This is a genomic window from Nonomuraea antri, from assembly GCF_013283785.1.
In the GTDB taxonomy this organism is placed as follows: Bacteria; Actinomycetota; Actinomycetes; order Streptosporangiales; family Streptosporangiaceae; genus Nonomuraea; species Nonomuraea antri.
Map to the genome: position 1 here is coordinate 58,847 of NZ_JABCPZ010000015.1, position 26,647 is coordinate 85,493.

The window sequence follows — 26,647 nt, forward strand, 5'->3', positions numbered from 1 at the left end:
GGGCGGCGATGGCAGGGCTCGGAGCACAGTGACATGTGGCTCTGCTCCGAGCCCCCACGTCTCACCACCTGCTCCGAGAATCGGATTTAACACCATAAATCGGGATATTTTGCTGCCCGCTCCCCGATCCGCGGGCGCGGGCTTCACCCTCACGGCTCACCCAGCGCCTGCGCGAGTTCGCACCGCAGGATCTCCTGGAAGGCCGCCACGTGACGCGGGCCCAGCATCGTGTAGTGATCCCCGGGCACCTCGGCGTACCGGTTGGGGTGGTGGCTGAAGTCGTCCCACTCGTGGATCGCCTGGAGCCAGTGTTCGGCGCTGACGCCCGGAGGGCGCCGGGTGTGCAGGACGGTCATGGACGAGACCGCGCCGCCGAGCCGATGGGACGGGACGAATCCGCTCATCGCATGCGCGACCGCCACCCAGGCCCCCAGCCGCTCGGCGTCGAGGTCGAGTTCGGCCAGGCGGCGCGGCGCGGACGAACGCACCAGCAGCTCCAGCCGCGCGTCCCGAGTCAGCGGACGGAGCCGGGCGGGCAGGTCCTCGGCCTGGGCGGGGGTGAGGAGGTCCAGCACGGTGAGGACGAACACGGCGGTCTCGGCCCAGTCCCGGTCCGGCAGGAACCGGCCGGGGAACGGCGGCATGTCGATGATGCCGAGGAAGGCGACCCGCTCGCCGGCCGCTTCCAGGCGTTTGGCGAGCTCGAACGCCACGAGGCCGCCCAGCGACAGCCCGGCGATCGCGTACGGCCCGCGCGGCTGCCGCCGGACGATCGCCTCGGCGTATGCCCCGGTCATCTCCTCCAGCGACGAGAACGGCTGTTCGCCGGGGTTCAGGCCGCGGGCCCGCAAGGCGTGCACCGGCCGCTCGTCCGCGAAGTGCCTGGCCAGGTTCACGAAGGCGAGCACGTCGCCGCCCAGCGGGTGCACGCACAACAGCGGCGTCCCGCTGCCGCCGGCCTGCAGGGTCACCAGCGGCTGGTAGCCGCGTCCGTCGACATGCGCGCGGGCTCCCGTACAGCCGTCCAGGTGGGTGGCCAGGTCGCGGACGGTCGGGCCGGCCAGCACCGCCGACAGCGGCACGTCGACGCCGGCGTGGGCGCCGAGGTGGCGTTGGAGTCTCAGCAGCTCCAGCGAGGTGCCGCCCAGGTCGAAGAAGCTCGTGGTCGCGCCGACCGCCTCGGGGGCGAGGTTCAGGGTCCGCGCGAAGATCTCGGCCAGCGCCTGCTCCTGCCGCCCGCGCACGGGTTCACGTCCGTGACCGAGCAGGCGTTCGGTGGCTGCCTGCTCGGCGGCGTACGCGCCGGCCTCGAAGCGCTGCCGCAGCAGCGAACGCTGGATCTTGCCCAGGCCGGTGCGCGGAAAGGCGTCCTTGTCCAGGAGCAGCACGGACGAAGGAGCGAACCCCCAGTGCGTGACGGCGGCGTGGCGGACGGCAATGAGCAGCCGCCGTCGTGCCCGCGAGTCCCGGCAGGTGCCGGACAGGGCGATGACCAGGTGCTCGGTGTCCGCGCCTGGCGGCCGGGTGGGGAAGGCGGCGACGTGGCCGGCTTCGACGTCGTCCAGTTCGTTCAGCCGGTTCTCCAGGTCCTGGCTGAAGTAGTTGACGCCGTTGACGATGATGCTGTCCTTGCCGCGTCCCGCCAGGGTGACCCAGCCGCGATCCTGTTCGGCCAGGTCGCCGGTGCGCAGCCAGCCGTCGCCGGTGAACGCGGCCCTGGTGGCGTCCGGGTCGCGGTGATAGCCGGAGAAGACCACCGGGCCGCGTATCTGCAGCTCACCGGTCTCCCCGTCGGGCAGCGGACGGCCGGAGCCGTCGGCGACGCGTACCTGGACGCCGGGGCCGGGAGCGCCGACGGCGGCGAACTCGGCGCCCGCGTCCGCGCCGGGGAAGGCGTGGTTGAACAGGCATCCGCCGGACGTCTCCGTCATGCCGAACGTGGGCCACACCGTCCCGCGGTCCAGGCCGTGCGGGGCGAACAGGTCGAGGAAGGCGGTGCCGGTGCCGACCGCGGTGGCCTCGCCGCCGGAGGCGACGCATCGGACGCAGGACAGATCCGCCTCCAGCGGCGCCTGCCGGAGGGCTTCGTTGATGAGGCCGAGCAGGAAGTTCGGCGCGAACGTGACGCTGGCGCGGTGGTGGTCCATCGCGCGCAGCAGGGCCACCGGGTCGGTCATGACGGCCTGCGGGGTCAGCTGCACCTGGCAGGCCGACACCGAGACCGCCAGCAGGTGCATGACCAGGGCCGCGACGTGGTCGAAGGCGATCCAGTTGAGGAAGACGTCGTCGCCGGTGCAGCGCATCACCCGCGTCTGGCCGCGCACGGCGGACAGGACGTTGGCGTGGGAGAGTTCGACGGCTTTTGGGGTGCCGGTGGAACCTGAGGTGAGGATCAGCAGCGCGAGGTCGGACGGGTCGAGACCGCCCGCCCCCTCCCGGTCGCTCACGTCGGGGGCGGCGCGCAGGTCCTCGATGGAGACGGTGGTGAAGTCGCGCAGTTCCGGGTCGGCCGCCAGGCCAGGCGTGGTGATCAGCAGCGGGTCGTCCAGGAGCCGCCGGACGTGACGCAGTTGCCCGCTCCAGCGCTGCTGGTCGGCGCCCGGCAGGGGCAGCGGGCACACCGGGATCCCGCCGATCAGGCCGGCCCACAGCAGTGGCAGCAGGTCGTCGGGACGCTCCAGCAGCATGGCGGCCACCCGTCCGCCCCCGCTGCTGGCAGCGGCGCACCCCTCGTGCGCGCGCAGGGCGGCGAGCAGGAGTCTCGCTTCCCGCAGCAGTTCGCCGTACGCCTGCACGCGGCTGCCCGCGAGGTCGGTGTTCAGGCAGTAGCGGACGTGGCGGGTCTCGTCGCGGGCCGCGCGCACCAGCAGGTCGCCGAGCAGCGCGGGCTCGTGGAGCTGCGGGCGGTCGGCCGGGCGGTCGGGCGGGCGCGGATCGTGGAGTACGGACACAGGGCGTGCACTGCCCGGTGTGCTCGCCCGGCGAACGAAGCGGCGGCTCCGCACCTCGTCAAGAAACGGTCAGTCCCAGTCCAGCTCGCCGTCGCCGGTGACCGACGGGGTGAGACCTCTCAGGGGGCGGCCGCGCTCGACCGCGTCCGCGATGCCCTCCAGCAGGTCCACGTACGACGGCCAGCCGGCGCCGCCCCGGAACGTGATCACGTCGTCGTTGTAGGACGTGCCAACCCGGCCCTTACCGTCGACGATCAGGCGCACCTCCCCGCTGTCGGCGGCGAACGGGATGGCCGAGCCGTGCCACCACCAGCCCTCCGGGTTCACGTAGCCCTTCCGCGGCCCGGGTGCCTGTCCCTCGCCGAATCTCCGCTGGACCTCGCACAACATCTGCCAGGTGGCGACGATCTCGGCGACCGACAGCGGGTCGTACACCCACCACAGGTAGGTGCCCCTGCCGGATTTCTGGCCGTCGTGGCGGAGCAGCGAGGCCTTGAGGTCGTCAGGGAATCTGACGCCCATGGCGGCCTCCGCCGCGGCGATGGCGCGCGGCCGCGCGGGCGGGGCGAGTCCGCGGCGGGTGCCGGGGGCGTGCGCGGCCGTCCAGCGTTCGAGACGCCGCCAGACGGCCTCGACCCGGCGGACGGTGCGCGGCGCGGGCGGGCGCACGACGGGTTCGCGCGCCTTTCCCGGCGGCGGCGGAGCGCATCGGGACGGATCACCCGAAGAGCCCCCTCGGTCCACCTTCGAGGGATCCGCTTCCGGTGAATCCGCCACCCGGTGGGTCGGCTCCACACCGGGCGACGGAACGGCGGGACGCCCGGACGCGTCGGTGGGGAGCCCGGGTGCGTCGGCGGTGGCCGACAGTGCGGCGAGTGCCACGATCGCCGGCACCCGCACCACGCGCAGCCACCGCCGAATCCGCCGCCGTCGGCCTCGATGGATGGGCAACGTGGGGATCCCGGCCGACGCCACGAGACCCGCCCGCACCCCCGTCATGATCAGCACCGGCGGCCCGTACACCCAGATGATCGAGATCGCGTCGTGCGACGGCAGCCCCTCCAGGAACCGGGTGCAGACCGGGCCCATGGTGGCGAAGTAGATCCGCGAGGCGATGCCCGCGAGCACGTTCTCGGCCACGATCGCGCCGAGCCCGGCCGCACCGGCCAGCAGGTGCACGCGTGCCGTCGGACGTCGCGCGATCAGCCACGTGAGCAGCGCCGCGACGACCACCTGCCCCGGCAGGAACCAGTCACGGACGTGCTCGAGCACGAGGTGGATCGGCGGCAGCCGCTCGCCGTCCGTGAAGCAGGCCTGCCAGCCCGCCTGGTCGGCCGCCCTGACGGGCACGGACAGGAGCGGCAGGGTCACCCAGGCGGCGAGATGTAACCCCGTGGCCAGAGACCACCAGAAGATCGGACGCGGAGGCACCGCTGGACCTTATCGCCAACCCCAAGGACAGCCGCCACCGCTGGACCCCGCCGCCAGCCCCCCGGAACGCCTACCGCCGCAGGCCGGTGATCCGGGTCAGGGTCTCGAAGCCGTCGTCCGTGCCCGGCCAGTGCCGTCGTACCGCCTCCAGCCCGGCCCGCCGCACCACCGACCGCAGCACGGCCGTGACGATGATGGCGTCGTCGGCGTACCCGAGCACGGGGATGAAGTCCGGGATCAGGTCGAACGGCAGCGCCAGGTACACCAGCAGCGCCCCGAGCAGCACCCGCACCCCGCGCGGCAGGCCGGGGTCGGCGGCCAGCCGCCGGACGAGCCGCAGCACGTCCGGGAGCAACCGCAGGGACTCGCGCAGCAGCCCGCCGCGCGGACGGACCGCGACCAGCACCGCGACCAGCGCCACCCAGCACACCGCGAGGGCGACGGCCAGCCCGATGGCCAGGTCCGCCCACCACATCCCGGTCACGAGGCTCCTTGAACGTCCGGATCGAAGGACACGCGAGTGCTCATTGTTCACGAAGCCGCGCGCCGGCGCCGCATCCACCCCCTGGAGCTGGGGATGAACCAGGTATGGAACGTTCCCGGCAATCACGACAGGTTCGGCGAAGGGGTGGAGCGAACGAGCCTCGGCCGATAGATTAGATGTATTCCTAGTAGGAAATAGAGACTAGGAGGAGGTGCCGGCTTGAAGCAGGATCTGAGAACGATCGTCAAGGCATTGCCCGACCACCTGTTCACCGTCCACGACGGCAACGCCGAGATGCGCTGGGAGGCGATGGCCGGGCAGGGCTACCACACGCCGACCGACCGCTTCTTCGTCCGCAACCACACCGCGACCCCGGTGATCGACCTCGACACCTGGCGGCTGCGCGTGCACGGCCCCGGCGTGCGGCACCCGGCGAGCTACGACTACGGCGACCTGCTCGCCATGCCCGCCCGCACGCTGGACGCCGCCATCGAGTGCGCGGGCAACGGCCGCCGCTTCTACGACGTCCAGCAGCACGACCCGGCCCCGGGCACGCAGTGGGGACTGGGCGCGATCGGCGTGGCGCGCTGGCGCGGGGTGCCGCTCAGGTATCTGCTCGCCCGTTCCGGCGTGACGGGCGACGCCGTGGACGTGCTGCCCACCGGCCTGGACGCCGAGTTCGAGCACCACGGCCACGTCCGCCGCCCGCTCCCGGTCGCGAAGGCCATGGACGACGTCCTCGTCGCCTACGAGATGAACGGCCGCGCGCTGCCCGCCGACCACGGATTTCCGGTGCGCCTGGTGGTGCCGGGATGGGTGGGAGTGGCGTCCATCAAGTGGCTCGGCGATATTCAGGTTTCGCGGGAGAAATTGTTCACCCCGTGGAACACGGTGTTCTATCCCGACGTCACCACGCAACCGGTGAAAAGCGCGTTCGAGCTGGAATGGAATGCCGTCCTGCCGATGGGCGCGCCGCTCATGCTGCGCGGCAGATCGTGGTCGGGGCGGGGCAGGATCGTCCGGGTCGAGGTCAGCTTCGACCGGGGCCGGAGCTGGCGCCGGGCGGAGCACCACGGGCAGCACCTGGTCAGCGCATGGTTGCCGTGGCACGTCGAGTGGGCGCCGACCTATCCGGGCCCTCGGGTGCTCATGGCCAGGGCCACCGACGAGACCGGCGCGACCCAGCACCTGGTCATTCCCAAGCACCCGTTCGGCTACCACTTCGACGCGGTCGTGCAACACCCGATTCAGGTTGTCCATGGATAGACAATTGTCACCGATCCCGGCTGAGCTGGCCATTCCCTGAACCGGTGTGCGGAGCCGGCGAATTCATCTGAAAGACTCTCGCGGAAACGTGGCGGAAATCCCCCCGTGCGACGCTGATCCCCCGTGCGACGCTGACTTCCCGCCACGAGAAAGGGAGCCCGGATGCGCCAGCTGACCCCCCTCGACGCGCAGTTCCTCAATGTCGAGTCGGAGACCACCGCCGCCCACGTGGCGGGGCTGGCCGTGCTCGATCCGGCGGAGGGAGCGCTCACCAGGGAGTCGCTGGCGCAGCTGCTGCTGGCGCGCATGCATCTGGCGCCCGCGCTCGGCCTGCGGCTGGTGGAGGTGCCGCTGGGGCTGGACCATCCGTACTGGGCCGCCGATCCTGGCTTCGACCTCGCCCATCATCTGTTCGAGACGACGCTGCCCGCGCCTGGCGACGAGGGCGCGCTGGCCGACGTCGTGGCCGAGCTGCACGCCCGCAGGCTCGACCGGGCGCACCCGCTGTGGGAGATGCACCTGATCCACGGGCTGCGCGGCGGCCGGGTCGCGCTCTACACGAAGGTGCACCACGCGGCCATCGACGGCGTTTCCGGCGCGGAGACCCTGGCCGCGCTGCTCGACCTCTCCCCCTGCCCGCCGCCACCACAGAACCCGCCGCAGAACCCGCAGAACCCGCCGCAGAACCCACCGCACTCCGCCGAAGCGGCGCGGCCGACGCAGAACGCGGCGCCCAGCCTGGCGAGCATGCTGGCGGGGGCGGCGGTCCGGACGTTCACGCATCCGGCCCGGGCCCTGCGCTCGGTCGTCCGGGCGGCCGGTGACCTGGACGCCATCCCGCTCGCCTCCGGCCTGCCCGGGGCGAGGCTGATCGCCAAGGCGGCGCGCGCGGTGGCGGGTGACGCGCATCCACGTCCCGAGCTGCCCAGTCTGTCCGTGCCGCGGACGCCGCTGAACGGCCCGATCAGCGGCCGCCGCCGGTTGTCGTTCGGCTCGGTGTCGTTCAAGGACGTCAGGAACCTGGCCAGGGCGCACGGCATGAGCGTCAACGACGTGGTGATGGCGCTGTGCACGTCGGCGCTGCGCTCGTGGTTGCGCGAGCGCGACGCGCTGCCCGCCGGGCCGCTGATCGCGGCGGTGCCCGTCGCGGTGCGCACGGGCGGCGCGCGAGAGGTGGTGGGCAACCAGATCTCGGCCATGGTCGCGCCGATGCCGACGCACCTGCGCGATCCGCGGGAGCGGCTGCACGCGGTGGGCGCCGTGATGAGCCGGGCCAAGCGGCGTTTCGCGACGACGCGGGCGAGCTGGCTGCACGAGTTGTGCTCGCTGCTGCCGGCCCCGGTCGCCGGTCAGGTCACGCCGGCGATCTTCCGGCTGGCGGCGCTGGCGTTCCCGCCGATCAACCTGATCATCAGCAACGTGCCCGGCCCGCAGTTCCCGCTCTACCTGTGTGGCGGCCGGGTGTTGTCGTACTACCCGCTGTCGGTGCTGACCGACGTCAGCGGCGCGCTGAGCATCACCTGCTTCTCCTACGACGGCATGCTCGATTTCGGCATCGTGGCCTGCCCGGAGCGCGTGGACGACGTCTGGGGCCTGCTCGGCCACCTGCGCGCGGCGCTGGACGAGCTGCTGCTAGACGAGGGAGTGGGCGATGAGTTCCGCCACGGCGTCGGGGTCGATCTGGTGGCCGGTTAACTGGCAGAGGTTCTCCTGGTAGAGCAGGACGGCGGCGAACGTGGCCGCCGCCACCTCCAGCCTGGCGGCGTCGCCGCGGGCGCCGGGCAGCGCCAGTTCGAGCGCGAACCTGGCGCGCCTGATCAGCTCGCCGTTGAGCCGGCCCAGCCGGTCCTTGACCGAGCCGTGGGTGTCGGCCTCGCGGAACAGGATGCGCCGCATCGCCGGTGAGGCGCGCAGCGGAAGCCGGCGCGCCAGCTTCGACAGCGTGCGTGCCGGGTCGCCGGGCACCGCGTCGACGTCGCGGTCCTCCTCGACGAGGGTGCGTTCGTCCACGAGCGCCACCAGGACGTCGATCTTGCGCGGGAAGTAGTGGAACACCAGCCCCTTGGGCACGTGGGCGAGCCTGGCGATGACCGCGGTCGGCGTGGCCTCGTAGCCACCGCCGGCGAACAACTCCTCGGCCGCGTCCAGGATGCGCGTGCGCGCGTCACCGATCACCACAGCTCGAACCCTAACGCGACCTGCGCATACATCGCCATGCCGGGAAGGCGAGAGGCCCGTGCCCGCACTCGTTGACACTCTCTTGTATCGTTTGAGACGAAAATGTCGCAACTGATACGAGGATGTATCGATGATGACAAGCCGTGACCAGATCATGACCGCGGCGATCCAGCACTTGAACGAGGACCCGACCGCGTCGATGGCGCGGCTCGCGGAGGCGGTCGGAGTCAGCCGGGCCACCCTGCACCGGCACTTCAGCAGCCGCGAGGAGCTGATGATCGCCCTCGGCCACCGCGCGCTGGAGCAGTGGAGCCAGGTCCAGCGGGCCGCGGGCATCATCGACGCGGCGGCCTCGGCCGATCCCGCGGCCATCGAGCGTGCCCTCGGCGACCTACTGACCGGCCTGATCGAGGTCGCCGACGCCTACGGCTTCGGGCTCACCGACCACGCCATGGCGGTCAATCCAGACCTGCTGCGCCGCTCCGACGAGCTGGAGGAGCACGAGATCGCGCTGTTCGCCGCCGCCCAGCGGGCCGGGCTGCTGCACGCGAGCCTGCCCCCGCGCTGGGTAAGCAACGTGGTGTACGGCCTGCTCGTGGCCGTGCGCGAGAGCCTGCGGCGCGGCGACGTGGCCCGCAGGGACGTCCCCCGGCTGCTCATCGACACCTTCCTGCACGGCACCGCACCTCGGGGGAACTCATGACGACCACCGCCTCGCCGGTCTCCACCCGCCGCCGCTGGGCGGGCTTGGCCGTGTTGTCGGCGAGCCTGCTGCTCGTCGTCATGGACATGACGGTGCTGAACGTGGCGCTGCCCGCGATCACCGAGGCGCTCAAGCCGGGCAGCATCGAGCTGCTGTGGATGGTGGACGTCTACGCGCTGGTCCTGTCCGGTCTGCTGGTCACGGTGAGCGCGCTGGGCGACCGGTGGGGGCGCAAGCGCATGCTGCTGACCGGGTTCGCCGTCTTCGGCGTGGCCTCGCTGGCGATCCTGGTGGCCGAGTCGCCGGCCGCGGTGATCGCGGTGCGCGCGCTGCTCGGCGTCGGCGGTGCGATGATCATGCCGTCCACGCTGTCCATGATCAGGAACCTGTTCACCGACCCGCGCGAGCGGGCCACCGCGCTCGGCGTGTGGGCGGCGATGGCCGCGGTCGGCGGCGCGCTCGGCCCGATCCTGGGCGGCTTCCTGCTGGAGCACTTCAGCTGGCACGCCGCGTTCCTGGTGAACGTGCCGGTCATGATCGTGGCGATCGTGGCCGGCCTGATCCTGCTGCCCGAGTCGCGCAACCCGAACCCCGGCCGCTGGGACGCCCTGGGCACGCTGCTGTCGATCGTCGGCATGGTGTCGCTGGTCTACGCGATCAAGTACTTCGGCAAGGACGGCATCACCGACCCCGGCGCGCTGGCCGGGACCGCGATCGCCGCGCTCACGCTGGGCTGGTTCATCGTGCGCTGCCTGCGCAGGCCGGACCCGCTGCTGGAGATCAGGCTGCTGCGCAACGGCGCGTTCTCCTCGGGGGTGGTGGCGGCGCTGGCCACGTCGATCGCGATGGCCGCGGTGATGTTGCTGATGGCGCAGTGGATGCAGCTCGTGCAGGGCTACTCGCCGCTGGAGACCGGGGTGCGGCTGCTGCCCGCCGCGATCGCCGCGCTGATCGCCTCGCCGCTGGCCCCGGCGCTGGCCCACCGCATCGGCGCGCGCGTGGTGCTGGCCGGCGGGCTGGCCATCGCCGGGCTCGGCTTCCTGGTGCTCTTCCTGGCGCCGCACCCGCTGAGCTACGGGCCGGTGGCGGCCATGCTGGTGCTGATCGGCGTCGGTGAGGGCGCGCTGGCGATCGCCTCGGCGGTCATCATGTCCGGCACGCCGGCCGCCAAGTCGGGCAGCGCCGCGGCGATCGAGGAGACCAGCTACGAGCTGGGCGGCGCGCTCGGCGTGGCCGTGCTGGGCAGCGTCGCGGCCGCCGTCTACCGTGACGAGCTGGGCTATCGCGGCCCGTCCGCCGGGATCGCCAGTGAGTCGCTGGGCGCGGCGCTCGACGTGGCCAGCGACCTGGGATCGGCAGGGACCCGGCTGGCCGCGCAGGCCAAGACGGCCTTCACCGACTCACTCGTGCTCACCAGCGGCGCGGGCGCGGCGCTGATGCTGGTCGCCGCGCTGGCGATCTGGCTGCTCACCCCGCGCGGGCTCAGCCTGGCCGCCACCCATCACTGAACGCCGATCGCCTTCTTCAGCATCGGGTACGCCCGGTGCAGCTCCTTCTGCCAGAACGCGTGGTTGTGCCCGCCGCGGTAGAAGTGGGTGCGCACCGGGATGCCCAGCTCGCCGAGCCGTCCCACGAACGCCCTGGCCGCCCGGCCGGCCAGGTCCTCCACCAGGTCGCCAGAGCCGGCGGCGACGTAGAGCGCGACGCCCTTGAGCTCGGCGGCCCGGTGGTACGGGTTGTGTGCCCGCCAGATGTCGCGTTGTTCGTCCGGGTCGCCCCAGATGCGCTTCCAGTCGGTGCCGAAGCAGCCGATCGTGGTGCCGGCCATGACGGCCTGCGGCACGCCGGGTTCGAGTATGTGCACCGCCCCGCTGAACGAGGCCGCCGCGCGGAAGTGGCCCTCGGCGGCGTACAGCATGGCGCCCTGGCCGCCCATCGAGTAGCCCGCCACCGCCCGCCGGTCGCCGGCCCGGTACCGGGATTCGAGCAGCGGCAGCAGTTCACGCAGGTGGTAGGTCTCCCAGGCCGGGGCGCCGCCGTCGCCGCCGTTCCACCAGTCTGAGTAGCTGCCGCACTTGCCGCCGTCGGGCATCACCACCATGACGCCGTCGTCGCGGGTGAGCGCGTCCACGTCGGTCCTGGCGGTCCAGGAGGTGTGGTCGTCCAGGCCGCCGTGCAGCAGCCACAACACCGGCCAGTCGGGGCGGGTCTCCCAGCCGTCCGGCAGCAGCAGCCGTACGCGGGTGGTGGCGCCGAGCGCGGCCGACCTGATCGTCAGCTCCATCCTGCGCGCGTCGAGCCGCCGCTCACCGACGACCGGGTCGGGCGTTTCCACCGCGGAGGGTTTCGGTCGCGGCGTGTCGCCGGCGTTGAATCGGACCGCCAGGATCGCCGCCAGGACCACCAGGAACAAGCCGCCGGCGACAAGCGCACCGATCAGGCATCCGCGTAATCGGGGCGCCATCGCAGCCTCCTTGTTGGATGCGCGGATAATAGCCGCATGAGATCGATAGGCACCACGGACCTGTCCGTTTTCCCGATTTCGCTCGGTACCAATGTCTTCGGGTGGACGGCGGACCGCGACACGTCCTTCGCCGTGCTCGACGCGTACGTCGACGGCGGCGGCAACTTCATCGACACGGCCGACGTGTATCCGGCGTGGGAGACGGGAGAGTCCACGGCGGAGATGATCATCGGCGAGTGGCTGGCCAAGCGGCACAACCGCGACTCGCTCGTCCTGGCCACCAAGGTCGGCATGCTGGAGGGCCTGCGGGGGCTGGCCCCGGCGACCATCCGCACGGCGGTGGAGAACTCGCTGCGCCGCCTCGGCACCGACTACCTCGACCTGTACTGGGCGCACTTCGACGACGCCGACACGCCCATGGCCGAGTCGCTGGGCGCCTTCGACGCGCTGGTGCGCGAGGGCAAGGTGCGCCACGTCGGCGCGTCCAACCACACCGCCGAGCGGCTCACCGAGGCGCTGCGGATCTCCGAGGAGGAGGGACTGGTCAGATACGCGGCGCTGCAGCAGCCGTACAACCTGGTCGAGCGCGGGTACGAGGGGCCGCTGCGCGACGTGGTCACCGAGGCCGGGCTGGGCAGCACCCCGTACTACGGGCTCGCCCGCGGCTTCCTGACCGGCAAGTACCGGCCCGGCGTCACCATCGACAGCCCGCGCGCGGCCAAGGCGGCCGAATACCTGCACACCGAGCACGGGCCGCGCACGCTGGAGGCGCTGGCCAAGGTGGCCGCCGAGCAGGAGGTGGAGCCGGCCACGGTGGCGCTGGCCTGGCTGGCCGCGCAGCCGACGATCACCGCGCCGATCGCCAGCGCGCGCAACGTGGAGCAGTTGCGGCCGCTGCTGGCCGCCGCCGAGCTGGAGCTGACGGCCGAGGAGCTGGCACTCCTCGACGCGGCCTCCCGCCAGGAGCCCCGGCCGGAGTCCTGACGCGAGCCGGGTCCTGACGCCGCCCACCGGGCTCCGGCCCGGGTGCGGCTCAGGAGATGCGGTCGACCAGGGAGGCGAACAGGTCTCGCAGGTCGGCGGCGTCCGGCAGGCACTCGTCCATGGTCTGCTCGGCCGACGACAGGTAGCGCTCGGCCAGGGCCAGTGACGCCGTCCGCCCGCCTGCCTCGTCCACGAGGCAGGCGGCGCGGCGCAGGCTCGCGTCGTCGGCCGCGCCCGAGGCCAGGAGCGCGCCCAGCTCGTGGGCGGCCTGGCCGCCCGAGGCCAGCGCGGCCAGGACGGGCAGCGTCTTCTTGTCGCGCCGCAGGTCGCTGTGCACGGGTTTGCCGGTGACGAGCGGATCGCCCCAGATGCCGAGCACGTCGTCGGCGATCTGGAAGGCCACGCCGAGGTCCCTGCCCAGGCCCCACATGCGTTCGGCCAGCTCGGGAGCGCCGCCCAGGGCCACGCCGATCGCCGCGGCGGCGCCCAGCAGCCCGCCCGTCTTGCCCGCGGCCATCCGGGTGTACTCCTCGACGGTGACGGCGTTCGGGCCGCTCCACGGGCGGTTCTCGAACGCCATGTCCGCCGTCTGCCCCTGCACCAGCTCGACCAGGGCCCGCGACAGGTACGTCATCGCCGCGGGCGCGCTCGCCAGCTGCTTGACGGCCAGCGCCAGCAGCGCGTCGCCGGCCAGCAGCGCCGGTCCGACGCCGTAGGCCTTCCACAGCGCCTCGCGGTGCCTGCGCTGCTCGTCGCGGTCGATGATGTCGTCGTGCACCAGCGAGAACGCGTGCACCAGCTCCACCGCCACCGCCCCGGGCAACGCGGACTCGGCGCTGCCGCCGACCGCCTCGGCGCCGAGCAGCACGACGGCCGGGCGCAGGCCCTTGCCGCCCGCTCCCCCGGCGGCTACCCCGTGCGGCCGCCCGTCGGCGTCCGACCAGCCGAGCGTGAACGCGGCCATCCTGGCGCTCCACGGATGCAGGACGGAGACCGCCTCGCGGAGCGCGGGTTCGACCAGCCTCCGGCAACGGGCGACGGCGTCACCACCGGACCTGGCGGCGGCCGGCCGGCCGAGATTCATGGGCGCTCCAACCTTCGATCGATCTTGAATCTAATAGGTGATCATGTGATACTCCACCCCGAAGATTAACTTTTGTCAGGAAATGTCCGTCCCTTGGGATGGACGCGATGGAGGTCGCGTGCCCAGGGGTTCCGAGCGGGTGCTCGCCGCCAGGACACTGTCGTTCCTGAACGCCTTCATGCGTGATCCACGCACGCCGGTCCGCGCGTTCGAGCGGGTCAGCGCCGAGGCGAACGGCGAGGTCGTCCGGCTGAACATGGGGCCGTTCCGGCCGTACCTGATCACCCACCCCGATCACGTGCAGCACGTGCTGAAGACCAACCAGCCCAACTACCTGCGGGCCGGGATGTTCTGGGACCCGCTCTACCCGCTGCTCGGCCAGAGCATTCTGACCGACGGCGAGACCTGGTCGGCGGCCAGGAAGATCATGCAGCCGATGTTCACCGCCAAGTACATCAACACGCTCACCGAGCAGATGTCGGCCGTGCTCAACGAGCTCATCGACACCAGGATGGTCGCCGGCACGCCGTTCAACGTGGCCGAGGGCATGTCCGTCCTGATCCATCCCACGATGGTGCGGCTGTTCCTGGGCGCGACGATCTCCGACGGCGACATCGCGCGGCTCGTGCCCGCCTACGACACCGGCGCCACGTCCCGGTCGATCCGGCTGCTGCTGCCGTTCGTGCCCGAGCGCTTCCCGCTGCCCGGCGACCGCGCGTTCAGGCGGGCGACCAGGATCATCGACGAGGTCGTCTACCCGCGCATCACCCACGCCAAGGAACGCGACGAGAGCGACGGCCGCGACCTGGTCTCACTGCTGTGGCAGGCCAGGAAGGGCGAGGCGGACGCGGACCGGCAGGTCCGCGACGACATGGTCAGCGTGCACGCCGCCGCGACCGAGACCACCGCCATCGCCATGGCCTGGGTCTGGCCGGTGCTGGACGAGCATCCCGAGATCGCCGCCCGCGTGTACGAGGAGATCGACCGGGTCATCGGCGACGGGCCGGTCACCATCGCGCACCTGGACGAGCTGACCTACCTGCGGGCCTTCATCGACGAGCTGGTCCGCATGTATCCGCCGGGCTGGATCATCCCGCGCCGGGCGATGACCGACGACGTGGTCGGCGGGGTGCGGATCCCGGCCGGCTCGACCGTGGTGATCAGCCCGTACCTGTCGCATCGGCTGCCGGAGTTCTGGGAGCGGCCGCTGGAGTTCGACCCCGAGCGTTTCGCGCCGGGCCGCGAACGCGGGCGGCACCCGTACGCCTACTTCCCCTTCGGCGGCGGGCCGCACGTCTGCCTGGGCAAGTACCTGTTCCTCATGGAGGCGAAGGTGATCATCGCCGGGATCCTCAGCAAGTACCGACCGGTGCTGCACGCGAACGGTCCCGTCACGCCGCGCCTGGCGTCGTCGCTGCGGCCCAACCACGACCTGGCCATGACGCTCGTCCCGGCGGGCAGGCGATGACCGGCGCCGCTCAGGAGCCGGCCATCGGGCCGGTCCTGGGCGCGGCGTCAGGGCTGGGACGGACGGCGGCGCTGGGCGCGGCGTCAGGGCTGGGGCGGACGGCGGCGCTGGCCGTCGCGTGCGCGCGCGACCTGACCAGGCACGCCGCCGAACATCGTGACCTGTTCCCCGAGCGTCCCTTCGACCCGGGTTTCTTCCACTCGCTCGGGCTGGTCAGCGCGTTCGGCTCGCCGGGCGCGACGGTGGACGGGCTGCGCCCGGTCGGCCGGGCCTCGCTCTGGGTGTTCGCCGCCGACCTGCTGATCGACCACGTCGCGAAGACGCGCGAGGAGGTGACCGCGCTGGTCGCGGAATGCCTGGCCGTGGCCGCCGGCGCCGAGCCCGCGACGCCCGTCACCCGGTTCCTGGCCGGACTGCGCGACCACGCCGCCGCCGGGACGGGGACGCTCGGCGCCGACCCGCGCTGGCGCGACCAGCTCGCCCGGATGCTCACCGCCATGGCCGCCGAGTGGGACTGGCGCGCCGGCGACGTCCGGATCGGCCTGGACGACTACCTGGCCAACGCCGGCAGCTGCGGCTCCTCGTTCGTCAACCTCACGCACTGGCTGGCCACCGGCGACGACTGGACGCGCGCCCACCTGGACGAGGTGCGCGCGGCCGGCGACGAGGCCCAGCGTTACCTGCGCCTGCTGAACGACCTGACCACGTACGACAGAGAGGCCCGCTGGGGCGACGCCAACGCCCTGACGCTGGGCGCGGACCGCGACGAGGTGACCAGGCGGATGGCCGGGCACGCGGGCACGGCCGCCGAGCTGATCGGCGGCCTGCGCGGCCCGAGCCCGGCGACCGCTCTCTACCTGGAGCGGCAGCTCGGCTTCAACACCGGTTTCTACGGCGTCTCGGACTACTGGGGAGAGCTGTGAACATCAAGCGCGAGGCCGACGCCTTGGTCGCGACGCTCATGGCCACGCCGTGGGGCCAGGTGTCGGCCTCGATCTACGAGACGGGGCGGCTGATCACGCTGGCGCCCTGGCTCACCGGGCACCGGGAACGCATCGCGTACCTGCTGAACAGCCAGCGTCCGGACGGTTCGTGGGGCGCGCCGGGCGGCTACGGCCTGGTGCCCACGCTGAGCGCCACCGAGGCGTTGCTGTCCGCCGCGTCCGGCGGCGGTCCCGAGGACGAGCCGCTGTGCGAGCCGGCGCTCAGGGGGCTGGCCGCGCTGCGTGAGCGGCTGCCCACGGCGGAGCTGCCGGACATGCCGGCTCTGGACCTGATCGTCCCGTCGCTGGTGACGCTCATCAACGCGCACGGCGTGGGCGAGCCGCTCGCCCTGCCCGCCGGCCTGGACTTCTCCCGTTACGAACGCGTCCAGCACGTGGTGGCCTCGGGCGCGGAACTGCCGGAGAAGCTGCTGCACGCGCTGGAGGTGGCCGGGCCCGCGGCCGGCGGGGCGAGCGTGCGGCCGACCGCCATCGGCACCATCGGCGCCTCGCCCGCCGCCACCGCCGCCTGGCTGGTGCGCGACGTCTGGCCGGGCGGCCCGGCATTCCTGGACGCCGACCTGGTCAGGAGCCACCTGGAGGCGGTCGCGCTGCGATACGGCGGCCCGGTGCCGGTCGGGTTGCCGATCACCGTGTTCGAACGCGGCTGGGTGCTGAGCTGGCTGACCAGGGCGGGCATCCCGGTCGACGTGCCGCCGGAGATGGTGGCCGACCTGCGCGCGGCGATCGGTCCGCGCGGCGCCTCGGCCGGGCCAGGGCTGCCCGCCGACGCCGACACCACGTCGGTGGCGCTGTACGCGCTGGCCCTGCTCGGCCTGCCCCGCGACCCGGAGAGCCTGCTGAACTTCGACGCCGGCACCCACTTCTGCACCTGGCAGGGCGAGGACGGCTTCTCGATCAGCGTCCAGGCGCACGTGCTCGACGCGTTCGGCGCGTACGCGGCGGCCAGGCCGGAGCGGGCGGCGGCGTACCTGCCGGTGATCGACCGGCTGGCGCGGCTGCTGGCCGAACGGCAGCAGCCCGACGGGAGCTGGGACGACCGCTGGCACGCCTCCCCCTACTACGCGACGCTGAGCTGCGTGCTGGCGCTCGGCGAGTACGGCGGCCCGCACGCGGGCGACGCGGTGGCCAGGGCCAGGGCGTGGGTGCTCGACACCCAGCGGCCGGACGGCTCGTGGGGGCGGTGGGACGGCACGGTCGAGGAGACGGCGTACGCGGTGCAGGCGTTGCTGCTACCGACCCAGTCCGGGAGCGGGGCCGAGGCCAGGGCTGCTGCCCGTGGTTATGAGTATTTACGCTCCTCGGGCGAAATGTCGGATTATCCGCCCCTCTGGCATGACAAGGACCTTTACACCCCGATAGCCATAGTCAAGGCGGCGACCCTGGCGGCGCTTTATCTGACCGCACAACATCCGACCACTCAAGAAATTCGGACTTAGCGTATCTTACTATGAATTACCCGGCTTGAGTGGGGTTTGCCCCGTTGCTATGGTGTTCCGGGCATCGGATCAAGGGCGCTCCTAACTGCCTTGACTCCGCGCTTTGACGCAACCCCCTAATCTGGACGGCTGATATGCGTTTGCGCAACTCGCGCGTGCGGACAAAAGTGACAGCTCTCCTGGTGTCGCTCGTCGCGCTGTGGGCTTTCGCCGCCTGGGTGACGCTGCGTGAAGGCGTGAACCTGATCGGCGCCAACACGGTCTACAGCGGCGCGGTCGAACCCAGCGAACGCCTGCGCTCAGAACTGCAGCGCGAGCGCCGCCTCACCCTGGTCGCCCTGGGCAACGGCGCCACGACCCCGGACAAGGCCCTGCGCGACCAGCGGGCCAGGACCGACGTCGCGCACCAGGAACTGGTGAAGTCGGCCACCACCACCACGGTCGAACTGGCCTCCGACGACACGCTGAGAAAGCGGCTGCGCGAGGCGTTCACCCGCGTGGAGAGCCTGCGGGCGACCAGGAAGGCGGTCGACGCGCGCGCGACCGACCGCACCAGGACCGCCGACGCCTACAGCGACGTCATCGACGCGCTCTTCCGCGTGTTCGACTCGGTCGCCGCGCTCGACGACAAGGAGATCGCCAAGGACGCCCGCACCATGCTCGCCGTCAGCCGCGCGGCCGAATACCTGGCCCGTGAAGACGCGCTGGTCGCCGGCGCCCTGGCCAAGGGCGAGCTGACGCCCGCCGAGCGCACCGAGTTCGTGCGCATCTCCGGCGTGTCCGTCTTCACGCTGGAGCAGGCCGCCGCCCAGCTCCCGGAAGCACAGGCGGCCGCCTACGAGGCGTGGCGGACCAGCCGTCCGGTGACGCAGTTGCGCGCGCTGGAGGCCAAGCTCACCGAGCAGGCGGAGACCGGGTTCGGGCCGGTGGTGACCGCCGCCGAGTGGCGGGGCGCGATCGAGCCGGCCCGGGCCGGCCTGGAGAAGGTCATCCTGGACGGCGGCGCGAGCCTGCTCGACCGGGCGGTCCCCGGCGCGGTCGGCGTCATCGTCCGGCTGGTGCTGGCCGGCGGGCTCGGCCTGATCGCGGTCATCGCCTCGATCATCCTGTCGATCACCACCACCAAGTCGCTGCTGGCCCAGCTGAAGAAGCTGCGCGACGCCGCGCACGAGCTGTCGGACGAGCGGCTGCCCGGCGTGGTCGAGCGCATCGGCCACGGCGAGGAGGTGGACCTGGCCAAGGAGGCCCCCGACCTGGACTTCGGCGACGACGAGATCGGGCAGGTGGGCCAGGCGTTCAACACCGTCCAGCGCACCGCCGTGGCGGTCGCGGCCGAGCAGGCCGAGCTGCGCCGCAGCATTCGCGACATCCTGCTGAGCCTGGCCCGCAGGACTCAGAGCCTGGTGCATCGCCAGCTCACCGTGCTCGACGTGATGGAGCGCCGCGAGACCGACCCGCAGGAGCTGAAGGAGCTCTTCAGGCTCGACCACCTGGCCATCCGCATGCGGCGCAACGCCGAGAACCTCATCGTCTTGTCCGGCTCGTCCCCGGCGCGAACCTGGCGCCGCTCGGTGCCCATGGTGGACGTCGTGCGCGGCGCGCTGGCCGAGGTCGAGGACTACACCCGGGTCTCGCTGCTGCCGATGGGCGAGGTCGTGCTGATCGGCCGGGCCGTGGGTGACGTCATCCACCTGCTCGCCGAGGTGATCGAGAACGCCGTCTCGTTCTCGCCGCCCTACACGAACGTGCAGGTGAGCGGGCAGCTGGTGGCCAACGGCTACGTGGTCGAGATCGAGGACCGCGGCCTGGGCATGAAGCCCGAGGACCTGGCCGAGGCCAACGAGCGCATCTCCGACCCGCCCGAGTTCCGCATCACCGGCACCGCCAGGCTGGGCCTGTACGTGGTCAGCCAGCTGGCCAGGCGGCACGACATCCAGGTCGTGCTGAAGGCCTCGCCGTACGGCGGGACCACGGTCGTGGTGCTGCTGCCGCAGGAGCTCGTCGAGGTGGACCCGAACCCGGCCTACCCCGACGGCGACCCGGGTCTGGGCCTGCCGCGCAGGACCAGCGCGGTGGCCACGGCGGTGCGCCCCGCGCCGGCCGCAGAACGGGTGCGCGCGCTCCGGGTCGCCCCCGCTCCGGAGCCGGAACGGCCCGGGGAACGTCCGGGAGCGGAGGAGCAGGAGCCCATAACGCGGCACGTGGGCGCCGAACCGGCGCCGAGCGGGACCGCGCCGGAGGCCGAACCCGCGCCCGATGCCGGACCCGCGCCGGCCGCGGCCGCGTTCACGCCGTCCGGCCTGCCGTTCCGCGTCCCTCAGACCAATCTCGCGCCGGCCCTGCGCGCCGAGACGCCCCCGCAGCCCGAACCCGAGGAGGACGATGACGAGCGCTCGCCGGAGGAGATCCGGGCGATGATGGGATCCCTGCAGTCGGGCACCCGGCTGGGCCGCACCGAGGCGGCCAGGCTGATGGAGGAGCAGTCGGGGGGCGAATCATGACCCCCGGCGCGGGCACCGACCTGAACTGGCTGCTCGACGACCTCATCGGGCGCATCGACGAGGCCGAGCACGCCATCGTGCTCTCCTCCGACGGACTGCTCATGGCCTCGTCGGCCGGGCTGGAGCGCACCGACGGCGAACATCTGTCCGCCGTGGCCTCCGGGCTGCAGAGCCTGGCCAAGGGCGTCTCCGACTACGTCAGCGGCGGGCAGGTCAAGCAGACGGTGGTGGAGTGGCGTTCGCGCTTCCTCATCGTCACCACCGCCGGTCAGCGGGCCTGCCTGGCCGTCCTGTGCTCGCAGAGCGCCGACATCGGCCTGATCGCCTACGAGATGGCCATGCTCGTGGCCCGCGTCGGCCAGTACCTGACCTCGGGTGCCCGCGTGGACGCGGTGGCCAGGAGCGAACGGTGAGCCCGACCGGCGGCGCCGGCGAGGAGCCGGCCGACGAGCATTGGATAGACCCGGAGATCATCCGCCCGTACGTGGTGACGCGGGGCCGCACGCAGCCCGCCCACGGCAGGTTCGACCTGATCTCCATGGCACTCGCGGTGGGGCCGATGCCCGGGCCGGACTCCGGGCTCGACCCCGAGCACCTGTCGATACTGCGGCTGTGCCGTGAGCCGAAGTCCGTCGCCGAGATCGCGGCGCACCTGGACCTGCCCGCGGGCACGATCCGGGTGCTGCTCGGCGATCTGTTCGACCGCGAACTCGTCTCTGCCCAGGAACCCCGATCCGAGGTGGACATGCACGACATGAACATGTACAAGGCGGTGCTCGATGGTCTTCGCTCGCTCTGACCGTCCTCGTCTGCCCACGGCCATCAAGATCCTGGTCGCCGGCGGGTTCGGCGCGGGCAAGACCACGCTGGTCGGCGCGGTCTCGGAGACCAGGCCGCTGCGTACCGAGGAGATACTCACCGACCGCGGCGTGGGCATCGACGACCTCACCTCGGTCGAGGCCAAGCGCACCACCACGGTCGCCATGGACTTCGGCCGGATCACGCTGAACAACGACTACGTGCTGTACCTGTTCGGCACGCCGGGGCAGGAGCGGTTCTGGTTCGTCTGGGACGAGCTGGCCGAGGGCTCGCTGGGCGCGGTCATCCTGGCCGACACGCGGCGGCTGGCCGACTGCTTCCCCTCGGTCGACTACTTCGAGCGGCGCGGCACTCCGTTCGTGGTGGCGGTCAACTGCTTCGAGGACGCGCCCACGTTCGAGCTGGACGAGGTGCGGCTCGCGCTGCAGCTCGACCCGTCGATCCCGATCGTGTTGTGCGACGCCAGGAAGCGGAACTCCAGCAGGGAGGTCCTGATCACGCTGGTACAGCACTCGGCCAGGCTCCGCGCGGAGCCGGTGAGCACCTAGCGCACTTCGCCGGCCGCGGGCGAGGGGACGTCTCCGTCCCCTCGCCCACCTGGCTCCTGCGCGGGTGACCCGGACGGGCCTGGCACGTCCGGTACGTCTGGCACGGCGGGCGCGTCCGGCCTCTGGCTGGCAGACAGAGGGCGGGAGGACAGGCGGCGGGCGGCGGGCACGAAAGCGACCGCCGCCACCAGCAGCACCGCGCCGGAGGCGACCAGCGAGCCCGCGACCCCCAGCCCGCCCGCCGCCGGGCCGCCGGCCGCGACCCCGACGATGGTGACGTTGACCATCACCGCGTTGAGCAGCCCCACCCCGCGCCCGCGCGTCTCCTCCGGCAGGTCGCGCAGCACCATGTTGGCCACCGGGACCTGGAACAGGCTCGCGAACGCCCCCATCAGCAGACACCAGCCGGCGATCACGCCGAGCGCCGGCCGGTCGCCCAGCCACGCGGGTGTCAGCAGTGCCGCGCCGAACAGGCCGCCGCAGGTCAGCAGCAGCCCGGGGGCGGCGCCGAAGCGCCTGATCAGCGCCGGCCCCAGCAGCGCGCCCAGGATCGCCCCGCCGGCCAGCAGCCCCTGCGCCGTGCCGTACTCCAGGGCCTGCAGGTCGAAGACGGTCAGCAACTGCGCGTTGACGTTGGTGGTGAACACCCCGCTGACCAGCATGACGGGCACCAGGAAGGCGAACAGGAACCGCAGGGTGGGCACCGCGAGCACGCCGCGCACCCCGGTGCGCAGCGCCGTCCAGTACGGCTCGGCCGCCCGCCCCGCCTGAGCCGGCCCGTCGCGCAGCACGCCCAGGCTGCCGAGCAGCAGCGCGGAGACGACGAACGTGGCCGCGTTCAGCGTCAGCACGACCGGCGTGCTGCCCAGCGCCACCAGCACGCCGCCCAGCGCCGGGCCGAGCAGGTTGACCGTCTGGTTGGTGGTCTGGAACAACGCCACCGCGGACGGGATGTGATGCGAGCCGACGATCTTCGGGATGGCGGTGACCCGCGCGGTCTCGAACACCGCCTTGCCCGCACCCTCCAGCAGGATCAGCGCGAGCAGCCAGCCGATCGAGTCGAGCGCCGGGATCATGGCGAGCACCACGGGCACCCGCACCAGGTCGGAGCCGATCAGCAGCAGCCTGGCGGGCAGCCGGTCGGCCAGCGGCCCGACGAACGCGCCGAGCAACCCGGACGGCAGCAACTGCGACAACACGACCAGCGAGATGACGACCGGGCTGTCGGTGAGCCTGGCCGCCACGTAGACGAGGGTCACCCTGGTCATCGCGTCGCCGAGGAAGGAGACGACGACGGCCAGCCAGTAGCGCAGGTAGGTGCCGTCCTTGAGGAGTTCGATCACGGCACGACGGTAAGCGCCGCGACCACCGGGGACGTGCCGCTTACGCCCGCGGCGGATCCGCCCAGAGCGCACCCGGCCCAGAGCATGACGCCGTGAACGTCCCGCCTGGCCCGTTCGCCTGGCTCTGGCCCCGCGCCGCGACCGTTCGTCTTGCGAATGGGACCTTTCATCGCAAGCCCCCACCAACTGAACGCCGTTCGGCGTCACCTCGGCGAAGAACCCCGCTACGGATCTCCACGCCGGGTAGGTTGCGCTCTTACGTTGAGCGTGATCCGCATCACAGTGGAGGTCTCGTGACGACTAGAGAACATGACGCATCGGTCTATGAACAAGTTCAGGAGAGCAGTGAATTCCAGGATCTGAAACGGCGCTTCCGCCGCTGGACCTTCCCCATGACCGTGGCGTTCCTGGCGTGGTACCTCCTCTACGTGGTGCTGTCCGGCTGGGCGCGTGACTTCATGGGCATCAAGCTGCTCGGTGAGATCAACGTCGGTCTGGTGCTCGGGTTGCTGCAGTTCGTGTCGACGTTCCTGATCGCCTGGGCCTACGCCAGGCACGCGGAGAAGAAGCTCGACCCCATCGCCGACAAGCTCCGTCACGAGGTGGAGGAGAAGACTCAGTGAGCTCCACGACCCTGGGGATGATCCTCTTCCTCACCTTCGTCGCGGCCACGCTCGGCATCACGTTCTGGGCCAGCCGTCAGACCAAGACGGCCGCCGACTACTACGCGGGCGGCCGGTCGTTCAGCGGCGTGCAGAACGGCCTGGCGATCGGCGGCGACTACATGTCGGCCGCCTCGTTCCTGGGCATCGCCGGCATCATCGCGCTGTCCGGCTACGACGGGTTCCTGTACTCCATCGGCTTCCTGGTGGCGTGGCTGGTCGCGCTGCTGCTGGTGGCCGAGCTGATGCGGAACTCCGGCAAGTTCACCATGGCGGACGTGCTGGCCTTCCGGATGAGCCCGCGCCCGGTGCGCACCGCGGCGGGCGTGTCCACGATCGTGGTCAGCATCTTCTACCTGCTGGCGCAGATGGTCGGCGCGGGCGCGCTGGTCGGCCTGCTGCTGGGCATCGACGACCCGGCGGGCAAGCAGTGGACGATCGTCGCCGTCGGCGCCCTGATGATCGTCTACGTGGTGTTCGGCGGCATGAAGGGCACCACCTGGGTCCAGATCGTCAAGGCCGTGCTGCTCATGGGCGGCGCCGCGCTGGTGACCGTCCTGGTGCTGGGCAAGTACGGCTTCAACCTCTCCTCCCTGCTCGGGCAGGCCGCCGCCACCAGCGGCCCGAAGGCGAACCCGGACGCCTTCCTCAGCCCCGGCGGCAAGTACGCCACCGAGGCGCAGGGCCTGGCCGGCAAGATCGACCTGATCAGCCTGGGCCTGGCGCTGGTGCTGGGCACGGCGGGCCTGCCGCACATCCTCATCAGGTTCTACACCGTCCCCACCGCGAAGGACGCCAGGAAGTCGGTTCTGTGGGGCATCGGCATCATCGGCGTCTTCTACCTGCTCACCCTGGTCCTCGGCTTCGGCGCCGCGGCCCTGGTCGGCAAGACGGCGATCGCCGCCGGCGACCCGGCGGGCAACACCGCCGCGCCCATGCTGGCACAGCGGATCGGTGAGGAGATCTTCGGCCCGGTCGGCGGCACGATCCTGCTGGCGCTCATCGGGGCGGTGGCGTTCGCGACCATCCTGGCCGTGGTCGCCGGTCTCACGCTGGCCTCCTCCTCCAGCTTCGCCCACGACCTGTACGCGCACGTCTTCAGGCGCGGCCAGGCCACCGAGCGGCAGGAAGTGGTCGTGGCCAGGCTCTCCGCCCTGGTGATCGGCGCCGCGGCGATCGGCCTTGGCATCCTCGCCCAGGGCCAGAACGTGGCCTTCCTGGTCGCGCTGGCGTTCGCGGTGGCGGCCTCAGGCAACCTGCCGGCGATCCTGTACAGCCTGTTCTGGAAGCGGTTCAACACCGCTGGCGCGGTGTCGGCGATCTACGGCGGCCTGGTCTCGGCCCTGCTGCTGGTGATCTTCTCGCCGGTGGTCTCCGGCGGCCCGACCGCGCTGTTCAAGACGGCCGACTTCGCCTGGTTCCCGCTGAGCAACCCGGGCATCATCTCGATCCCGCTCGGCTTCCTGTGCGGCTGGCTCGGCACCGTGCTGAGCAAGGAGTACAACGCGGCCAAGTACGCCGAGATCGAGGTTCGCTCCCTGACCGGCGTGGGCGCCGAGCAGGCCACCCCGCACTGACCCGCATCACCCCGCGCGGGCCCGGCCTCACCCCTGAGGCCAGGCTCTTCTCACGTGTCGTGATCGAACGACTACTGTCCGCTTGCCGGTGAACGGCCGCTGTGCTGAGGTGAGCGGGTGACCTCTTGCCAGGACCGGGTGGCCCGCGAGCTGGCGGCCGTGATGCGGCCGGGCGTGCCCGCGGGCGAGGTGGGCGCGGCCGTCTCCGCGGCCATCGCGCCCTGGGTGGAGCACGACGCGTTGCGCCTGGTGGGCACCAGCCCGGCGACCGGGCTCGGGCAGGGCTCGTTCAGCTTCTGGCACGGCTACGAGCGGGAGCTCGTCCGGGCGCTGCTGTTCCACCGGTACGCCGAAGGCGATCCCGTCCGGCCGGCCGCGCTGGCCGGGCGGCCGGTGCCGATGGGCGTGGCCGGCGCGGACGAGCGGGCCCGCGCGGTGTTCGCGGCGCACGGCGCGGCCTGCGAGCTGCGGCTGGTGCTGCGCGACTCGCGCGGCGTGTGGGGGCTGCTCGGCCTGGTCCGCGCGGCCGGCCGCCGCCCGTTCGACGACGCGGACGCCGCCAGGGCCGCGCTGCTCGTGCCCGCGCTGGTGGCCGCGTTACGCCGGCACGTCACCACCGCCCCGCTGGCGCCGACCGTGCCCGCGCTGCCCGCCGGGGTGGTGATCGTCGGCCCGGACGACGCCATCCGCGCGATCACCCCGCAGGCGCGGGCCTGGCTGGAGCGGCTGCGCGGCCAGGACCGGCCGGGGGCGCCCGGCTGGCTGGCCGAGGCGGTCGTGACGGCGCTCGCGCTGGACGCCCGCGAGCACTCGCGCGACCCCGGCTCCTGCCGCCCGCTGGTGTGCGCGCCGCCGGCCGCGTTCGGCCGCTGGCTGGCGCTCGAAGGCCAGTCGCTCGACGAGGACGGACGCGGCGACGTGGCCGTGGTGATCCAAGCGGCGGCGGGCGCGACGATGCTCGACTCGTTCTGCGACTGGTACGCGATCACCCCGCGCGAGCGCCGCGTGCTCGGCCTGCTGTGCCAGGGCGTCGCGCCGAAGCGGATCGCCCGGGTGCTCGACCTGTCGGTGCACACGGTCAACGACCACCTCAAGGCGATCTTCCGCAAGACCGGCGCCGGCGGCAGGGACGAGCTCATGGCGGCGTTCACCGGCTGAGCGCCACCCCCCAAACCTGGGGATGTCCCCGCCTCGGGGCCCGGATCTAGCTTTGGAGCGTTCCAGAGAGCCCCGGACCCCGAGGGGGAAGACGATGCGTTCACGATTCCAGGCCCGTGTCGCGGTGGCGGCCCTGTCCCTGCTGGCCGTCACGGCCCCGCCGCCCGCCGCCCACGCTGCCGCCGACCAGAACTACACCGTCGAGCTGCAGAACTACTCCAGCCAGGGATTCGACGAGGCGGTCCTGGCCGTCACCAGGTTCAGCAACCCGGTGCCCGAGATCATGAGCCGGGCGAACGTGCCCCCGTTCACCGTGGTCTCCTTCGACCTCGGGCCGTGCGCGGACGTCCACAAGTACGCGCTCAGCGGCATCGTCGGGGGCGAGCGCGTGTTCACCACCGGCGACGTGGACGCCGACCACGCCGGCTGCAACGACGTCGTGACCGTCGGCGACGCGGGCGCCGTCAGGAGGGCGGGGTGAGGCGGGCCGCGTGCGGGCTGCTCGCCGCCGCGTCCTGCCTGGCCGCCGCGCCCGCGCCGGCCACCGCCACCGCCGCCGCCACCACCGCCGCACCCCCCGCCG

General features: G+C 72.2%; 23 protein-coding genes. 16 read left to right on the top strand and 7 right to left on the bottom strand.

Translation table 11 applies throughout. The features are described from left to right. Window positions 1–149 precede the first annotated feature (149 nt). The 3 genes from HII36_RS07885 to HII36_RS07895 form a co-directional block, all read right to left on the bottom strand. Window positions 150–2,951: a non-ribosomal peptide synthetase gene (locus HII36_RS07885; protein WP_173522404.1), complete on the bottom strand. Its 2,802-nt coding sequence runs from the start codon at window positions 2,949–2,951 to the stop codon at window positions 150–152. Between the two features lie 69 nt (window positions 2,952–3,020). After that, entirely contained in the window at window positions 3,021–4,382 is a 1,362-nt protein-coding gene (locus HII36_RS57780) for an SMI1/KNR4 family protein (RefSeq protein ID WP_217369284.1), read from the bottom strand. Window positions 4,383–4,452: 70 nt separating this feature from the next. Beyond that, window positions 4,453–4,857, bottom strand: coding sequence for a YkvA family protein (locus HII36_RS07895; RefSeq protein ID WP_217369295.1), 405 nt, complete (start codon window positions 4,855–4,857; stop codon window positions 4,453–4,455). Window positions 4,858–5,085: 228 nt separating this feature from the next. On the opposite strand from HII36_RS07895, the gene HII36_RS07900 reads away from it, so the two are divergent. Together HII36_RS07900 and HII36_RS07905 are read left to right on the top strand one after the other, a co-directional pair. Next, complete coding sequence (locus HII36_RS07900) at window positions 5,086–6,132, top strand: sulfite oxidase (RefSeq protein WP_236003275.1); 1,047 nt, start codon at window positions 5,086–5,088, stop codon at window positions 6,130–6,132. Window positions 6,133–6,294: 162 nt separating this feature from the next. Next, a complete protein-coding gene (locus tag HII36_RS07905; RefSeq protein WP_173522407.1) occupies window positions 6,295–7,827 on the top strand; it encodes a WS/DGAT/MGAT family O-acyltransferase in 1,533 nt (510 codons plus the stop codon). Here the strand turns inward: HII36_RS07905 and HII36_RS07910 are convergent. Continuing rightward, complete coding sequence (locus HII36_RS07910; protein ID WP_328807634.1) at window positions 7,765–8,310, bottom strand: TetR/AcrR family transcriptional regulator; 546 nt, start codon at window positions 8,308–8,310, stop codon at window positions 7,765–7,767. The two genes, HII36_RS07905 and HII36_RS07910, sit on opposite strands and share 63 nt — an antisense overlap. A gap of 130 nt (window positions 8,311–8,440) precedes the next feature. Here HII36_RS07910 and HII36_RS07915 point away from each other — a divergent pair, with 130 nt between their 5' ends. Next, entirely contained in the window at window positions 8,441–9,013 is a 573-nt protein-coding gene (locus HII36_RS07915; protein WP_173522409.1) for a TetR/AcrR family transcriptional regulator, read from the top strand. Next, the gene (locus HII36_RS07920; RefSeq protein ID WP_173522410.1) at window positions 9,010–10,521 is read left to right on the top strand and encodes an MFS transporter; all 1,512 of its coding nucleotides are present in this window, start codon (window positions 9,010–9,012) and stop codon (window positions 10,519–10,521) included. The genes HII36_RS07915 and HII36_RS07920 overlap by 4 nt, the downstream gene beginning before the upstream one ends. Here HII36_RS07920 and HII36_RS07925 read toward each other — a convergent pair. Further along, window positions 10,515–11,477 carry an alpha/beta hydrolase gene (locus HII36_RS07925; RefSeq protein ID WP_173522411.1) on the bottom strand — a complete coding sequence of 321 codons (963 nt, stop codon included), beginning with the start codon at window positions 11,475–11,477 and terminating at the stop codon, window positions 10,515–10,517. The two genes, HII36_RS07920 and HII36_RS07925, sit on opposite strands and share 7 nt — an antisense overlap. A gap of 36 nt (window positions 11,478–11,513) precedes the next feature. On the opposite strand from HII36_RS07925, the gene HII36_RS07930 reads away from it, so the two are divergent. Then, window positions 11,514–12,461 carry an aldo/keto reductase gene (locus tag HII36_RS07930; RefSeq protein WP_173522412.1) on the top strand — a complete coding sequence of 316 codons (948 nt, stop codon included), beginning with the start codon at window positions 11,514–11,516 and terminating at the stop codon, window positions 12,459–12,461. Between the two features lie 49 nt (window positions 12,462–12,510). On the opposite strand, the gene HII36_RS07935 is transcribed toward HII36_RS07930, so the two are convergent. Then, window positions 12,511–13,545 (bottom strand): polyprenyl synthetase family protein, encoded by a 1,035-nt coding sequence (locus tag HII36_RS07935; protein ID WP_173522413.1) that lies wholly within the window; start codon window positions 13,543–13,545, stop codon window positions 12,511–12,513. 118 nt (window positions 13,546–13,663) lie between these two features. Between HII36_RS07935 and HII36_RS07940 the strand changes: the two genes are divergently transcribed. The 7 genes from HII36_RS07940 (at window position 13,664) to HII36_RS07970 (ending at window position 21,324) form a co-directional block, all read left to right on the top strand. Beyond that, the gene (locus HII36_RS07940; protein ID WP_173522414.1) at window positions 13,664–15,013 is read left to right on the top strand and encodes a cytochrome P450; all 1,350 of its coding nucleotides are present in this window, start codon (window positions 13,664–13,666) and stop codon (window positions 15,011–15,013) included. Further along, on the top strand, window positions 15,010–15,936 hold the full coding sequence (locus tag HII36_RS07945; RefSeq protein ID WP_173522415.1) for a terpene synthase family protein: 927 nt from the start codon (window positions 15,010–15,012) through the stop codon (window positions 15,934–15,936). Before HII36_RS07940 ends, HII36_RS07945 begins: the two co-directional genes overlap by 4 nt. Continuing rightward, window positions 15,933–17,456, top strand: a complete 1,524-nt coding sequence (locus tag HII36_RS07950) for a prenyltransferase/squalene oxidase repeat-containing protein (protein WP_328807635.1) — start codon at window positions 15,933–15,935, stop codon at window positions 17,454–17,456. Before HII36_RS07945 ends, HII36_RS07950 begins: the two co-directional genes overlap by 4 nt. A gap of 167 nt (window positions 17,457–17,623) precedes the next feature. After that, window positions 17,624–19,957: a sensor histidine kinase gene (locus HII36_RS07955; RefSeq protein ID WP_328807636.1), complete on the top strand. Its 2,334-nt coding sequence runs from the start codon at window positions 17,624–17,626 to the stop codon at window positions 19,955–19,957. Then, window positions 19,954–20,370 (top strand): roadblock/LC7 domain-containing protein, encoded by a 417-nt coding sequence (locus HII36_RS07960; protein WP_173522417.1) that lies wholly within the window; start codon window positions 19,954–19,956, stop codon window positions 20,368–20,370. The genes HII36_RS07955 and HII36_RS07960 overlap by 4 nt, the downstream gene beginning before the upstream one ends. Beyond that, window positions 20,367–20,756 (top strand): DUF742 domain-containing protein, encoded by a 390-nt coding sequence (locus HII36_RS07965; protein WP_173522418.1) that lies wholly within the window; start codon window positions 20,367–20,369, stop codon window positions 20,754–20,756. The genes HII36_RS07960 and HII36_RS07965 overlap by 4 nt, the downstream gene beginning before the upstream one ends. Beyond that, entirely contained in the window at window positions 20,737–21,324 is a 588-nt protein-coding gene (locus tag HII36_RS07970) for a GTP-binding protein (RefSeq protein ID WP_173522419.1), read from the top strand. Before HII36_RS07965 ends, HII36_RS07970 begins: the two co-directional genes overlap by 20 nt. Here the strand turns inward: HII36_RS07970 and HII36_RS07975 are convergent. After that, window positions 21,321–22,667 carry an MFS transporter gene (locus HII36_RS07975; RefSeq protein WP_173522420.1) on the bottom strand — a complete coding sequence of 449 codons (1,347 nt, stop codon included), beginning with the start codon at window positions 22,665–22,667 and terminating at the stop codon, window positions 21,321–21,323. The genes HII36_RS07970 and HII36_RS07975 overlap by 4 nt on opposite strands. 293 nt (window positions 22,668–22,960) lie before the next feature. Here HII36_RS07975 and HII36_RS07980 point away from each other — a divergent pair, with 293 nt between their 5' ends. From HII36_RS07980 to HII36_RS07995, 4 genes are all read left to right on the top strand, one after another. After that, the gene (locus tag HII36_RS07980) at window positions 22,961–23,290 is read left to right on the top strand and encodes a DUF485 domain-containing protein (RefSeq protein WP_173522421.1); all 330 of its coding nucleotides are present in this window, start codon (window positions 22,961–22,963) and stop codon (window positions 23,288–23,290) included. 17 nt (window positions 23,291–23,307) lie between these two features. Beyond that, window positions 23,308–24,906 (top strand): solute symporter family protein, encoded by a 1,599-nt coding sequence (locus HII36_RS07985; RefSeq protein ID WP_173522431.1) that lies wholly within the window; start codon window positions 23,308–23,310, stop codon window positions 24,904–24,906. Between the two features lie 117 nt (window positions 24,907–25,023). Then, window positions 25,024–26,064: a helix-turn-helix transcriptional regulator gene (locus HII36_RS58585; RefSeq protein WP_217369286.1), complete on the top strand. Its 1,041-nt coding sequence runs from the start codon at window positions 25,024–25,026 to the stop codon at window positions 26,062–26,064. A 94-nt stretch (window positions 26,065–26,158) separates the two neighbouring features. Beyond that, on the top strand, window positions 26,159–26,545 hold the full coding sequence (locus HII36_RS07995) for a hypothetical protein (RefSeq protein ID WP_173522422.1): 387 nt from the start codon (window positions 26,159–26,161) through the stop codon (window positions 26,543–26,545). The last annotated feature ends 102 nt before the right edge of the window (window positions 26,546–26,647 follow it).

Bases quoted from the DNA above. Each gene is read 5' to 3' on its own strand.
- HII36_RS07935 (WP_173522413.1), bottom strand. From the start codon at position 13,545: ATGAATCTCGGCCGGCCGGCCGCCGCCAGGTCCGGTGGTGACGCCGTC.
- HII36_RS07925 (WP_173522411.1), bottom strand. From the start codon at position 11,477: ATGGCGCCCCGATTACGCGGATGCCTGATCGGTGCGCTTGTCGCCGGC.
- HII36_RS07905 (WP_173522407.1), top strand. From the start codon at position 6,295: ATGCGCCAGCTGACCCCCCTCGACGCGCAGTTCCTCAATGTCGAGTCG.
- HII36_RS07920 (WP_173522410.1), top strand. From the start codon at position 9,010: ATGACGACCACCGCCTCGCCGGTCTCCACCCGCCGCCGCTGGGCGGGC.
- HII36_RS07945 (WP_173522415.1), top strand. From the start codon at position 15,010: ATGACCGGCGCCGCTCAGGAGCCGGCCATCGGGCCGGTCCTGGGCGCG.
- HII36_RS07970 (WP_173522419.1), top strand. From the start codon at position 20,737: ATGGTCTTCGCTCGCTCTGACCGTCCTCGTCTGCCCACGGCCATCAAG.
- HII36_RS07930 (WP_173522412.1), top strand. From the start codon at position 11,514: ATGAGATCGATAGGCACCACGGACCTGTCCGTTTTCCCGATTTCGCTC.
- HII36_RS07985 (WP_173522431.1), top strand. From the start codon at position 23,308: ATGATCCTCTTCCTCACCTTCGTCGCGGCCACGCTCGGCATCACGTTC.
- HII36_RS07995 (WP_173522422.1), top strand. From the start codon at position 26,159: ATGCGTTCACGATTCCAGGCCCGTGTCGCGGTGGCGGCCCTGTCCCTG.
- HII36_RS07915 (WP_173522409.1), top strand. From the start codon at position 8,441: ATGATGACAAGCCGTGACCAGATCATGACCGCGGCGATCCAGCACTTG.
- HII36_RS07895 (WP_217369295.1), bottom strand. From the start codon at position 4,857: ATGTGGTGGGCGGACCTGGCCATCGGGCTGGCCGTCGCCCTCGCGGTG.
- HII36_RS07960 (WP_173522417.1), top strand. From the start codon at position 19,954: ATGACCCCCGGCGCGGGCACCGACCTGAACTGGCTGCTCGACGACCTC.